12 protein-coding genes are annotated in these 13,068 nt (G+C 51.6%); 7 read left to right on the top strand and 5 right to left on the bottom strand.

The features are described from left to right. The first annotated feature begins 102 nt into the window (after positions 1–102). From nifB to cobB, 6 genes are all read left to right on the top strand, one after another. Entirely contained in the window at positions 103–1,521 is a 1,419-nt protein-coding gene (gene nifB, locus A9B99_RS22435; RefSeq protein ID WP_064601324.1) for a nitrogenase cofactor biosynthesis protein NifB, read from the top strand. Beyond that, positions 1,521–2,042, top strand: a complete 522-nt coding sequence (locus tag A9B99_RS22430; RefSeq protein ID WP_064601323.1) for a nitrogen fixation protein NifQ — start codon at positions 1,521–1,523, stop codon at positions 2,040–2,042. The genes nifB and A9B99_RS22430 overlap by 1 nt, the downstream gene beginning before the upstream one ends. A 156-nt stretch (positions 2,043–2,198) precedes the next feature. Continuing rightward, positions 2,199–3,398 (top strand): lipoprotein-releasing ABC transporter permease subunit LolC, encoded by a 1,200-nt coding sequence (gene lolC / locus A9B99_RS22425; RefSeq protein ID WP_074388858.1) that lies wholly within the window; start codon positions 2,199–2,201, stop codon positions 3,396–3,398. Continuing rightward, positions 3,391–4,095 carry a lipoprotein-releasing ABC transporter ATP-binding protein LolD gene (lolD, locus tag A9B99_RS22420; protein ID WP_064601321.1) on the top strand — a complete coding sequence of 235 codons (705 nt, stop codon included), beginning with the start codon at positions 3,391–3,393 and terminating at the stop codon, positions 4,093–4,095. Before lolC ends, lolD begins: the two co-directional genes overlap by 8 nt. Then, positions 4,095–5,339, top strand: a complete 1,245-nt coding sequence (lolE, locus tag A9B99_RS22415) for a lipoprotein-releasing ABC transporter permease subunit LolE (protein WP_064601320.1) — start codon at positions 4,095–4,097, stop codon at positions 5,337–5,339. Before lolD ends, lolE begins: the two co-directional genes overlap by 1 nt. 211 nt (positions 5,340–5,550) lie before the next feature. Next, positions 5,551–6,381, top strand: a complete 831-nt coding sequence (gene cobB / locus A9B99_RS22410; RefSeq protein ID WP_064601319.1) for a Sir2 family NAD+-dependent deacetylase — start codon at positions 5,551–5,553, stop codon at positions 6,379–6,381. A 101-nt stretch (positions 6,382–6,482) separates the two neighbouring features. On the opposite strand, the gene potD is transcribed toward cobB, so the two are convergent. The 4 genes from potD to potA are packed head-to-tail and all read right to left on the bottom strand — an operon-like array spanning position 6,483 to position 10,348. Next, positions 6,483–7,529, bottom strand: coding sequence for a spermidine/putrescine ABC transporter substrate-binding protein PotD (gene potD, locus A9B99_RS22405; RefSeq protein WP_064601318.1), 1,047 nt, complete (start codon positions 7,527–7,529; stop codon positions 6,483–6,485). Beyond that, positions 7,526–8,317, bottom strand: coding sequence for a spermidine/putrescine ABC transporter permease PotC (potC, locus tag A9B99_RS22400; RefSeq protein ID WP_064601317.1), 792 nt, complete (start codon positions 8,315–8,317; stop codon positions 7,526–7,528). The genes potD and potC overlap by 4 nt, the downstream gene beginning before the upstream one ends. Beyond that, positions 8,314–9,171: a spermidine/putrescine ABC transporter permease PotB gene (potB, locus tag A9B99_RS22395; protein ID WP_064601316.1), complete on the bottom strand. Its 858-nt coding sequence runs from the start codon at positions 9,169–9,171 to the stop codon at positions 8,314–8,316. Before potB ends, potC begins: the two co-directional genes overlap by 4 nt. After that, positions 9,155–10,348 (bottom strand): spermidine/putrescine ABC transporter ATP-binding protein PotA, encoded by a 1,194-nt coding sequence (gene potA / locus A9B99_RS22390; protein ID WP_074388857.1) that lies wholly within the window; start codon positions 10,346–10,348, stop codon positions 9,155–9,157. Before potA ends, potB begins: the two co-directional genes overlap by 17 nt. 246 nt (positions 10,349–10,594) lie before the next feature. On the opposite strand from potA, the gene pepT reads away from it, so the two are divergent. Beyond that, the gene (gene pepT / locus A9B99_RS22385) at positions 10,595–11,824 is read left to right on the top strand and encodes a peptidase T (protein WP_064601315.1); all 1,230 of its coding nucleotides are present in this window, start codon (positions 10,595–10,597) and stop codon (positions 11,822–11,824) included. A gap of 48 nt (positions 11,825–11,872) precedes the next feature. Here pepT and A9B99_RS22380 read toward each other — a convergent pair whose 3' ends face one another. Further along, positions 11,873–12,997, bottom strand: a complete 1,125-nt coding sequence (locus A9B99_RS22380; RefSeq protein ID WP_064601314.1) for a ribosomal protein uL16 3-hydroxylase — start codon at positions 12,995–12,997, stop codon at positions 11,873–11,875. Between the last annotated feature and the right edge of the window lie 71 nt (positions 12,998–13,068).

Genomic DNA, 13,068 nt, shown 5'->3' with positions numbered 1-13,068 from the left:
AAGGATGCCATTTAACTATATGTTTTTAATGGTTTTAATTTCTTTCTGAAACTGGTTCAGCCTTTGCAATAGTGGGATATCATTCACGAACCGGAAGAGATTATGGCGCCTTGTCCTTCATCACAAACCGCGCGTAGCTGCCGCACTGACAACAGTGCTCAGTTCACCGCGCTACAGGCCAGCAAAGTTGCGCATCACCCGTGTTATTCATCCAGTGCACATCACCAGTATGCCCGCATGCATCTGGCCGTGGCGCCAGCCTGTAATCTGCAATGCAATTACTGTAACCGTAAATATGATTGCAGCAACGAATCCCGTCCGGGTGTGGTGTCACAAGTACTGACACCGGAACAGGCTGTGGCAAGAGCGGTGGCAGTGGCCAGCGTAATGCCACAACTGTCAGTGGTGGGAATCGCCGGTCCTGGCGACCCACTGGCAAATATTGGCCGGACGTTTTCCACACTTGCGCTACTGCGCGAACAGTTACCTGATGTGAAACAGTGCCTTTCTACCAATGGTCTGATGCTACCGTCCGTGACCGACCGCATTATTGCCAGTGGCGTGGATCATGTCACTGTCACTGTTAACGCCATTGACCCGGATATTTCTGCACAGATCTACGCCTGGCTGTGGGTGGACGGTGAGCGCTATAGCGGCCGCGAGGCCGGGGAAATCCTGCTGGCACGCCAGGAAGAAGGCGTCAGGAAGCTGACAGAAAAAGGCATACTGGTGAAAATCAATTCTGTGTTGATTCCAGGTATTAATGACCGGCATTTAGCCCGGGTAAGTGAGGCAGTTCGTGGCTGGGGGGCGCTGTTACACAATGTGATGCCACTGATTGCAAGGCCTGAACATGGCACGGTGTTTGGCCTTAACGGGCAACCGGAACCGGACAGTGCGATGGTGGATGCAGTACGTGCCGAATGTAGCCCAATGATGCCGCAAATGGCGCACTGCAAGCAGTGCCGCGCAGATGCCATTGGCATGTTGGGCGAAGACCGCAGCCAGAGCCTGCCGTTGGCAGAAATGGAAAAACAGGCGCGCCCCGGCCCGGACCAGGTACATAAACGTGCGGCCATCCAGGCGCGTATTGCAACCCGGGGTGCTTCCGATGACCCGTCAGCCTGCCTGGTTGCGGTGACCAGTTCCCGTGGCGATGTGATTGACTGCCATTTCGGGCATGCGCAACGGGTACAGATCTACAGCCTGTCTGAAGCCGGTGTGGTACTGGTCAATGAGCGCTTTATGCCGCAATACTGCAAAGGGCCGGATTCCTGTGAAGCTGAAGGTGAAAGTACTCAGGCACCGGAAGCACGTATGGCCGCGATACTGGCGCTGCTTGGCGACGTAAAAGCCGTATTCAGTGCCCGTATTGGTTATGGCCCCTGGGTGAAACTGGAACAGCAGGGGATTCAGCCTTGTATTGAAGGTGCCTGGCAGAATGTAACAGACGTGCTGAGCCGGTGGTGGGAGGCACGCTGCCAGGCAGGGAATTTGCTGGATGAACAAGGGGCAGCCTGATGCCGGAAACCATTTACTGGTTACAACGCCTGTATAGTAACTATGCCAGCGGGCGCGGGAATTTTCCTGAATTAATGGGCCTCAATAGCGGGGCCTGGTCTCTTTTGTCGCGCACCCTGCAATGTGATGAAACACTGCCTGCGGCTGCGGAGATAGCGGCCAGGCGCGCTCTGGCTACCACCTTGTTACAGCCACGCCTGGCGGAACGCGACCAGCTGGCATTGTGGCTGAAAGGTTATGCACAAAGTCCGTTGCCTGTGCACTGGTTACTTGCCAGCGCAGCAATGGGTTTCAACCATTTGTGGGAAGACCTGGGGCTGGACTCCAGAGCGGAACTGGGAGAATTGATGCAGGAATGTTTTCCTCAACTGGTTGTAATGAATAATAAAAAAATGCGCTGGAAAAAATTCTTCTACCGCCAGCGCTGCCTGCAACAGGAAGGTGACCTGGTTTGCCGTTCACCAAGTTGTGACGACTGTTGTGAGTGGGTGCATTGCTTTGCGCCTGAAGGTGAGCACTGACAGGGTGTAATGCGCGGTTACGGTTTCTTTAACTAGCTGATTCTAAAATAATAAAATGACGAATATCAGGAGCGCTTCGGCTATATCTCATTTACTTGACTGGCGTTCACTTATATACTCCTCAAAATTTTGGAAAACCGCAACCAGACGGACTTCATGTACCAACCTGTCGCGTTATTTATCGGGCTACGTTATATGCGTGGCCGTGCAGCAGACCGCTTCGGTCGTTTTGTTTCCTGGCTTTCTACCATCGGTATTACGTTGGGTGTGATGGCGCTTGTCACTGTGCTTTCTGTGATGAATGGATTCGAAAAAGAACTGCAAAACAACATACTTGGCCTGATGCCTCAGGTTGTCATTTCTTCATCTTCCGGGTCAGTTAACCCTGCAAAACAGCCTGCCAGCGCATTGCACCTTACCGGGGTGAAACGGGTTGCGCCGTTAACCACCGGTGATGTCGTCCTGCAAAGTGCGCGGAATGTTGCGGTTGGCGTGATGCTGGGCATTGACCCCGCTCAGTCTGACCCGCTGACACCTTACCTGGTGGGGGTAAAACAGAACCAGTTAGCGCCAGAGAAATACAATATTATCCTGGGCGAGCAGCTCGCCGGGCAGTTAGGCGTGCGCGCAGGCGATGAAGTTCGCCTGATGGTACCTTCTGCCAGCCAGTTCACCCCAATGGGGCGGATCCCCAGCCAGCGTCTGTTCACCGTCATTGGGACGTTTGCGGCGAACAGCGAAGTCGATGGCTACCAGATGCTGGTGAATATTCAGGATGCTTCCCGTGTTATGCGCTACCCCCCAGGTAACATTACCGGGTGGCGGTTATGGCTGGATCATCCGCTGGCGGTGGATACTCTGAGCCAACAGGCCTTGCCAGCAGGAATGGTCTGGCATGACTGGCGTGAGCGCAAGGGCGAGCTTTTCCAGGCGGTGCGCATGGAGAAAAACATGATGGGGCTGCTGTTGAGCCTGATTGTGGCGGTCGCTGCGTTCAACATTATTACTTCTCTTGGCTTACTGGTCATGGAGAAGCAAAGCGAAGTGGCGATTTTGCAAACCCAGGGGCTGACCCGCGGCCAGATTATGGCGGTATTTATGGTCCAGGGGGCAGGTGCTGGTGTGATTGGCGCACTGGCTGGCGCTGGGCTGGGTGTGTTACTCGCCAGCCAGCTTAATACTTTGATGCCAGTTATTGGCGCGATGCTGGATGGCGCCGCGCTTCCTGTGGATATTAACCCGGTTCAGGTAACAGTGATTGCGCTGGCTGCCATGGCTGTCGCCCTGTTATCAACGTTGTACCCTTCCTGGCGCGCTGCCGCCACCCAACCTGCTGAGGCTTTACGTTATGAGTAATCCTAACCTGTTGCAATGCGACAATTTGTGCAAACGCTACCAGGAAGGTGCGGTGCAAACTGATGTGCTGCATAACGTGAGCTTTGCTATTGAACCTGGCGAGATGATGGCGATTGTCGGGAGTTCTGGCTCAGGGAAAAGTACCTTGCTGCACTTGTTGGGTGGGCTGGATACACCGACGTCCGGTGATGTGGTGTTTGGTGGTAAATCCCTGAGTAAGATGTCCTCTTCAGCGCGTGCGGAGTTGCGTAACCGCGAACTGGGCTTTATTTATCAGTTTCACCATCTGCTGCCCGACTTTACTGCGCTGGAGAATGTTTCGATGCCTTTGCTGATTGGTAAAGGCAAACCGGCTGAAATTGAACTGAAAGCCCGTGAAATGCTCGCGGCGGTTGGGCTGGAACATCGTGGACACCATCGGCCGTCTGAATTATCTGGTGGTGAGCGCCAGCGGGTTGCCATCGCCCGTGCACTGGTAAATAACCCACGCCTGGTGTTGGCTGATGAACCCACCGGTAACCTTGATGCCCGCAATGCAGACAGCATTTTCGCGCTGCTTGGAGAACTGAACCGGCAACAGGGTACCGCATTTTTGGTCGTGACTCACGATTTGCACCTGGCAAAACGGATGTCACGCCAGTTGGAAATGCGTGACGGGCACCTGAACCCGGAACTGACTATTATGGAGAGCCGCTAATGGCGTTGCCTCTTTCTTTGCGAGTGGCGCTGCGCTTTAGCCGCGGGCGTCGTAAAGGTGGCATGGTATCGCTGATTTCGGTGATATCCACCATTGGCATCGCTCTGGGTGTGGCGGTTTTGATTATCGGCCTGAGTGCAATGAATGGCTTTGAGCGGGAACTGGATAACCGTATTCTGGCCGTTGTTCCTCATGGTGAAATTGAGCCGGTAAACCAGCCTTTTGTGCAATGGAAGTCTGTTCTTGGGCGTATTGAGAAAGTTAAAGGTATTGTTGGCGCGGCCCCTTATGTGAACTTCACCGGGCTGGTAGAAAGCGGAACCAGCCTGCGCGCTATTCAGGTCAAAGGTGTGGATCCCGCGCAGGAAACCCATATCAGCGCTTTGCCGCAATTTGTGCAAAATCATGCATGGGATAATTTCCGTGCGGGTGAGCAGCAAATTATTCTGGGTAAAGGCGTGGCCGATGCACTTAAAGTTCATCAGGGCGACTGGATTTCTATCATGATCCCCAACTCAGACAGTGCCGGAAAACTGCTGCAGCCGAAGCGTATCCGCCTGCATGTCAGTGGTATTTTACAACTGAGCGGCCAGCTTGATCACAGCTTTGCCATGGTACCAATGGCTGATGCGCAGCAATATCTGGATATGGGAGACAGTGTCACCGGTATCGCCATTAAAGTGAAAGATGTGTTCCACGCCAATAAACTGGTGCGGGATGCCGGTGAAGTCACCAATGCATATGTTTATATCAAAAGCTGGATTGGTACTTACGGCTATATGTACCGTGATATCCAGATGATCCGCGCGATTATGTACCTGGCGATGGTGCTGGTTATTGGCGTGGCCTGCTTTAACATTGTTTCCACCCTGGTGATGGCGGTAAAAGACAAAAGCAGCGATATCGCAGTACTGCGTACACTGGGCGCAAAAGATGGTCTGATTCGCGCCGTGTTTGTCTGGTATGGTTTGATGGCCGGGTTAGTTGGTAGCCTGAGCGGGGTGGTAATCGGTGTGCTCGGTGCCTGGAATCTGACAGCCATCATTGGTGGGATTGAAAAATTAATCGGTCACCACTTCTTGTCCGGTGATATCTATTTCATTGATTTCCTGCCCTCGGAACTGCACTGGGAAGATGTGGTGATTGTCCTGCTGACCGCAATTGTACTGAGCCTGTTAGCCAGTTGGTATCCGGCTCGGCGAGCCAGCCGGATAGATCCGGCCAGAGTGCTAAGCGGGCAATAAAAAGACGGAGTTGCAGGGAGAGGCGAAGACTTCTACCCTGAAGACCAGAAGCGGAATTGCCGCTTGCCACCCACAACAATGAGTGGCCGCAATGGCCCTGTTTTTGAAGTCGCGCACTGTTTTGCTATGGATTTAATGTGGCAAAACTGTGCGTCAGGGTGAAGATGGAGAGGGCGCAGCCCGGCATTCAGTAATACAACCAGGGGTTGATATGCAATCGCGGCGTTTACACCAACAGTGTCGTTTCAAAAAAAATAAGCGTCGCCTCCGGGAGCGGTTGCGACAGCGTATTTTTTTCAGAGACAGAATGGTACCGGAAACGATGGAAAAACCAAAAGTTGTCGTCCTGACGGGCGCAGGTATTTCAGCAGAATCAGGTATCCGTACTTTTCGTGCAGCCGACGGGCTGTGGGAAGAGCACCGGGTGGAAGATGTGGCAACTCCTGAGGGGTTCGCACGAGATCCTAAGTTAGTTCAGGCGTTCTACAACGCGCGCCGAAGTCAGCTTCAGGCAGCAGACATAAAACCGAATGCGGCACATCTGGCTTTAGCACGCCTTGAAGCTGAATTAGGTGATAATTTCTTACTGGTTACGCAGAATATCGACAATTTACACGAGCGTGCCGGCAGCAAGCATATTATTCATATGCACGGCGAACTCCTGAAAGTACGCTGTTCCCACAGTGGTCATATTTACAAATGGAACCAGGATGTAACGCCCCAGGACCGTTGCCATTGCTGTCAAATTCCGGCTGTACTGCGGCCACATGTTGTATGGTTTGGTGAAATGCCGCTGGGTATGGATGAGATTTACCACGCACTGGCCGGTGCCGACTACTTTATCGCGATTGGTACATCCGGCCATGTGTACCCTGCTGCGGGGTTTGTGCACGAAGCACGCCTGCAAGGGGCGCACACAGTAGAACTGAACCTTGAGCCAAGCCAGGTAGGTAACGAGTTCGAAGAGTGCCACTACGGGCTGGCAAGTGAAGTGGTGCCGGAGTACGTAGACAAATTGCTGCAAAGCCTGAGGCAGGCCTGAGACGCAGTGTTCTGTGCACAATAAAAAACCGCGTTGAACGCGGTTTTTTATTGCCTGAATGAGCCACATCAGTGTATGTGGCTCGGGTGGATAACTGAGCGTTAACGCCCGGCTTTCAGTTTTTGGTACAGCGATTCGTATAAACGGCTGGCATCGCCCACATCATTTTGCCATTCACCTTTTTCCAGAGTACTGGCGTCAGGGTAGAGCGACTTGTCTTCAGCAATATTTTTCGGCAGGAGTTTTCGTGCCGCCAGGTTTGGTGTCGGGTAACCAATGGTTTCCGCCACCTGTTTGGCAATATCCGGGCGCAGCAGGAAGTTAATCAGCTTCAGTGCCCCGTCAACATTTTTTGCATTCGCCGGAATAGCCAGGTTATCCATCCAGAAAATCCCGCCTTCTTTAGGCCAGATGACATCCAGTGGAGTACCCGCCTGGCGTGCCACAAAGGCTGAACCGTTCCAAATCATACCCAGGTTAACTTCGCCTTCCATGTAAGGGTTAGCGGGGTTGTCGGAGTTAAATGCCGCAACATTGGGCATCAGCTTTTGCAGTTCGTGATATGCCGCTTCGATTTCTTTAGGGTTTGTGGTATTGCCAGAATAACCCAGTTTACGCAGAGCAATCTGGAAGACTTCGCGCGCATCGTCTGTCAGTAGCAAGCTGTTTTTGTATTTCGGATCCCACAGGTCTGCCCAACTGGTGACCGTTTTCGGGTCAATGGCATCTGTATTAACCCCAATGGCGGTTGCCCCCCAAATATAAGGAATGGAGTAGTCATTGTTCGGGTCAAAAGGCTTATTGAGCATAGCCGGGTCGAGATTATGGAAGTTGCTCAGTTTGCTTTTATCAATCTTTTGCAACATACCTTCTTTGCGCATTTTCGCCACATAGTATGTGGATGGCACGACCAGGTCATAGGCACCGGTTTTATACGTTTTCAGCTTGGCGTACATGGTTTCATTCGACTCATAAGTCGAATAGATAACCTTGATACCGGTTTCTTTAGTGAACTGCTCCAGCAGGCCCGGCGGCACATACTCAGTCCAGTTGTAGAAATAGACTGTATCTTTGTCGTTTGCATGGGCGGCGCTGGCACCCAGCATGAGCGCGCCAGCGGCAAGCAGGTGGCGTGACCATTTTTTCATTTTAACGTCCCCTGAATTTTCGTTTTATCGCGAAGGATGAGTTGACTGACAACAACCAATGCCAGTGAGAGCACCAACAAAATGGTAGCCAGCGCGTTCACTTCAGGTGAAACGCCGACTTTTACCATTGAGTAAATCTTCAGTGGCAGGATTTCATAACCTGGCCCGGTCACGAACGATGAAACAACCACATCGTCCATTGACAGCGTAAAGCTGAGTAACCAGCCAGCAGCAACAGCAGGCATCGCCAGCGGCAGAATAATCTTACGCAGGATAGTAAGTTCACTGGCCCCGAGGTCTTTGGCTGCCTCCAGCATACGCACATCAAAGCCTTTGAGCCGGGAGTACACGGTGACCACAACAAAAGGCAGGCAGAAGGTTATGTGAGAAAATAACAGCGACCAGAATCCCAGGGAAATGCCCAGCAGCATAAACAGCACCAGCAATGAAATCGCCATGACGATATCCGGCGACATCATCACCACAAATAACATACCGCTGACAAAGGGTTTACCACGGAAATGGTAACGGTAAAGCGCGACTGCCGTTAATGAACCAATCAGTGTGGCAAATGTGGCGGAGAAAACCGCCATCGTCAGAGAATGTTGTGCAGCCTGGATGAGGCTGTCGTTGTTGACCAGCAGGTTGTACCATTTAGTGGTAAAACCCTGCCAGTTGATCCCGAAGCGTGATGTATTAAACGAGTTAATAATCAGGATGATAATGGGGATATACAGATACGCATAAATGGCGGACATAAAACCGCCGCGTAACAGGCGACCGATCATTCCAGCTCCACCTTTTTATTCAACAGGCGTGCTGCACGCCAGTAAACCAGTAGCATCAGGCCCATGACCAGTGTCAGTGTAATACTGGTGGCTGCGCCAAACGGCCAGTCGCGGATGTTCAGGAACTGGCTCTTAATGACATTACCAATGAGCAGGTTTTTCGCGCCGCCCATCAGGTCGGAGACATAAAACAGCCCCATCGCAGGCAGCATCACCAACAGGCAACCGGCAATAATACCCGGCATGGTGAGCGGAATAATAATGCGCAGAAAGATCTGAAATTTGCTGGCACCCAGGTCTTTTGCCGCTTCCAGCAAAGGTTTATCCAGTTTTTCAATGCTGGAGTACAGCGGCATTACCATAAACGGCAGCAGGATATACACCAGGCCAATAATTACTGCTGAAGGGGTATACATAATGCGTATTGGGGTATCAATAATCCCGGTCCACAGCAGAAACTCGTTCAGGTAACCGCGGGTGCTGAGAAAAATTTTCAGCCCATAGATGCGGATCAGTGAGTTGGTCCAGAACGGCACAATTAGCAGAAACAGCAATAGCGGGCGGACTTTTTCCGGCAGGCGCGCCAGAAACCATGCGAAGGGATACCCCAGCAACAGGCAGGCGAGTGTCGCCATAAATGCCATATTCAGCGAGTGCAACAGCACTTCTGCATAGAGCGGATCGAACAGACGGGCATAGTTATCCAGCGTGAAAACCAGCTTGACGAAGTTGGCGTCATCACGGGTCAGAAAACTGGTGGCGATAATCATCAGGTTGGGCAGGAAAACAAACACCAGCAGCCAGCCCACGATGGTCGCAATAACAATATTCTGGAATTTACGCAAGCTCTTCATCTGCCAGCACAACCTCCCAGCTTTCTACCCAGTTGATAGCCATTTTTTGATCCAGCGAGTGGTCAAAGTCAGGATCATCTTCGTTAAAAAACTCACTGACCATGACCATTTTGCCGCTTTCGAGTTCAACTGTGGATTCCAGTGTCATCCCTTTATAGTTACGCTCACGAACATAGCCAATCAGCCCCTCAGCCGGCGCCTGACCATGTACTTCTTCAACCCGCAGGTCTTCCGGGCGCACCAGAACATTCAGCTTTTGCCCAGGCTTAACCGGGAAATTGACATAAATATGGCATTCGTGGCCTTCTACGCTGGCACGCACGCGTTGCTCATCAACGCGCTCAATCGCTGTTGCGGAGAAGATATTAATTTCGCCAATAAAACTCGCGACGAATAAGTTCTTCGGCTCTTCGTAGATTTCCCGCGGGCTGCCATCCTGCTCAATTTTCCCGTCACGCATAACCACGATACGGTCACTCATGGTGAGTGCTTCTTCCTGGTCATGGGTAACAAACACGAAAGTAATACCGAGTTTACGCTGCAATGCTTTTAGCTCATTTTGCATCTGCTTGCGTAACTTGTAGTCCAGTGCTGACAACGACTCATCCAACAATAACAGGCGCGGTTTATTCACCACGGCGCGAGCGATTGCCACACGTTGTTGCTGGCCGCCGGATAACTGGTGCGGTTTGCGCTGAGCAAAGCTTTCCAGTTGCACCATTTTCAACGCGTCCATCACGCGCGGGGAAATCTCTGCAGCCGGGGTTTTTTGCATCCGCAACCCAAAAGCAACGTTATCAAACACCGTCATATGCGGAAAAAGGGCGTAGCTCTGGAATACGGTATTAATGTGGCGCTGCTCGGCAGGCATTTGAGTGATATCGTGGTCCTCAAGGTGAATAGCCCCGGTATCAACCGTTTCAAGACCGGCAATCATCCGCAGAACGGTGGTTTTCCCGCACCCGGAAGGGCCAAGAAGAGTCAGAAATTCGCCGTTATTGATGGTGAGTGATAAATCTGAAATAACTGTTTTTCCATCAAATGATTTTTGAATCCCCGCCAGTTGCACCAGCGGTGAGAGCGAACGTGATTGTGTGTTCAATTTTGCTTCAGTCCCTAAATGGCGTATCAGTGCTGATACGGGGTTTGTGGTTAACCACCTTGAGGTCGGGTTCATGATTAAGGGCTGGCATTCTACGGCAAACGGCCCCTACATCCAATGATTGTTCGGCCTGGCTTAGGTGAAAAACACCATATTTAAACTACGTTTAATCAATGCACCTTGTTATGACAGGGGTTGCACAGTAATTGATCCACAACCAGAAGATTATTTATTGACGATTGCCCGGAAAAAGTGACCTGAAACAATATTTTGCTTTTATGGCTTCGTGATAATGAAACCACAGAGAGTGAGGGTGACTACATGGATAAATTACTTGAGCGTTTTTTGCAGTATGTTGTGCTGGATACGCAATCAAAGCCGGGCGTAAGGCATGTGCCCAGCACAGAGGGCCAGTGGAAATTATTGCGGCTGTTAAAAGCGCAAATGGAAGAAATGGGCCTGCAAAATGTCACGCTCAGTGAGCATGGAACGGTGATGGGAACATTACCTGCAAATGTGGCACAACCGGTACCTGCGATTGGGTTTATAGCCCATGTGGATACCGCGCCCGATGCCAGTGGCAAAAATGTGAATCCACAAATTGTTGAGGACTACCGGGGGGGAGATATCGCGCTGGGTATGGGCGATGAAATTCTTTCTCCGGTAATGTTCCCCGTGCTGCATCAGTTGCTGGGCCAGACACTGATCACCACCGATGGCAAAACGCTGTTAGGTGCAGACGATAAAGCAGGTGTGGCGGAAATTATGACGGCGCTGGCTGTGCTGAAGGGCAAGAACATTCCTCATGGCGATATTCGTGTCGCTTTTACGCCCGATGAAGAAGTGGGCAAGGGCGCAAAACATTTCGATGTCGGGGCCTTTGATGCCCGCTGGGCTTATACTGTTGATGGCGGAGGCCTGGGCGAGTTAGAAGCGGAGAACTTCAATGCGGCGTCTGTGCACATCAAAATTGTGGGCAATAATGTGCACCCGGGGACCGCTAAAGGGGTGATGGTGAATGCGTTGTCGCTGGCTGCGCGGATCCACTCAGAAGTACCGGCGGAAGAAGCGCCGGAAACAACTGAAGGCTATGAAGGATTTTACCACCTGCATTCAATGAAAGGCACGGTTGAACGGGCAGATATGCAATACATTATTCGTGATTTCGACCGCAAACAGTTTGAAGCCCGCAAACGCCGCATGATGGATATTGCGAAAAAAGTGGGGAAGGGCCTGCACCCGGACTGCTATATCGAACTGACCATTGAAGACAGCTATTACAATATGCATGAGCAGGTAGCCGCGCACCCGCATATCGTTGAGTTGGCGCGCCAGGCCATGCTGGATTGTGATGTTGAGCCAGTGCTTAAACCGATTCGCGGCGGCACTGATGGTGCTCAGCTGTCTTTCAAAGGGCTGCCTTGCCCTAATTTGTTTACCGGTGGGTATAATTACCATGGTAAACATGAATTTATCAGCCTGGAAAGTATGGAAAAAGCAGTCAGCGTTATTGTGAGAATTGCTGAACTGACTGCACAACGTGGGGAATAAAAACCCCGGCAGAACCGCGCGCACTATTTTGTGCGCGCGGTTGTTGTGTTATTCGGCTTCGAAATACCAGTAACCGCTGTTCACCAGCGCTGTCAGCATTGCCAGAAATGACGGGTCTTCCAGGGCATCACCCAGTTTATCTTTCCCAATTGCCAGGTTATCTGCCAATGCGAAAAGTGCCTGCTGGTTTGAGCTATGCAGTTGCTCCCCATTGACGAACACCGCATCATTAATACGCAGTACACGTAACCCTCCCGGCCGGTTTAACTCTTCTCCCTGCTGGAGCGCATCGTACACTTCATCGCTTTGGTATGGCGGCTCCGGCGGTACAATCTCCAGTTCATGGCGAGACTGGCTAATAAATTCACCAAACCAGCTATTGAACTGGGTTTCATCATTAATCAGTGCCAGTATCATGGCACGAATGCCATCAAGTTCTGAGGGTAAAATCTCTGACGGATGAGCCCGGGCAGGAACATCGGGATCTTCAAATCGTTTACCGCCCAGTTCATGCTGCAATACATGGTCAGCAAACCCACTCACCAATTCCCGACCACTCGGAGCACGGAAACCGACTGAGTAGTTAAGTGCATTTTCCAGCGAATAGCCTTCATGAGGAAAACCAGGCGGAATGTAGAGAATATCGCCGGGCTCCATCTCTTCATCAATAATGGCTGTGAAAGGTTCCACTTGCAGAAGGTCCGGGTGTGGGCAATGCTGCGCCATCGGCGTTTTTTCACCCACCCGCCAGCGGCGGCGGCCTGTTCCCTGAATAATAAACACATCGTACTGATCCAGGTGCGGCCCCACACCACCACCAGGTACCGAGAAAGAAATCATCAGGTCGTCAATTCGCCAGTCAGGTAGTGCGCGAAACGGACGCATTAATGCCGCACTGGGTTCATGCCAGTGATCAACCGCCTGAACCAGCAATGACCAGTTGGTTTCCCCCAAATGATCAAAGCTTTCAAACGGCCCGTGGCTGACTTGCCATTGCCCGTCATCGTGGCTGACCAGGCGGCTGTCAACTTCATTCTCCATTGCCAGCCCGGCTAATTCATCCGGTGAAATGGGGTCAATAAAGTTTTTCAGTGCACGTTTAAGCACTACCGGGCGTTTTTGCCAGTAGCGTTGAATAAAATCGGGCCAGTTTATATCTGCGTGGTATTCCATATATGTTCCTGAGGCGATGACCTTGGGCGGATTATAACGGATGATGGCGAGGATGCACGGTGAACTGTAAC

The sequence above is a fragment of the Mangrovibacter phragmitis genome, assembly GCF_001655675.1.
Taxonomy (GTDB): Bacteria; Pseudomonadota; Gammaproteobacteria; order Enterobacterales; family Enterobacteriaceae; genus Mangrovibacter; species Mangrovibacter phragmitis.
This window is presented reverse-complemented; position numbering and strand designations above follow the sequence as displayed.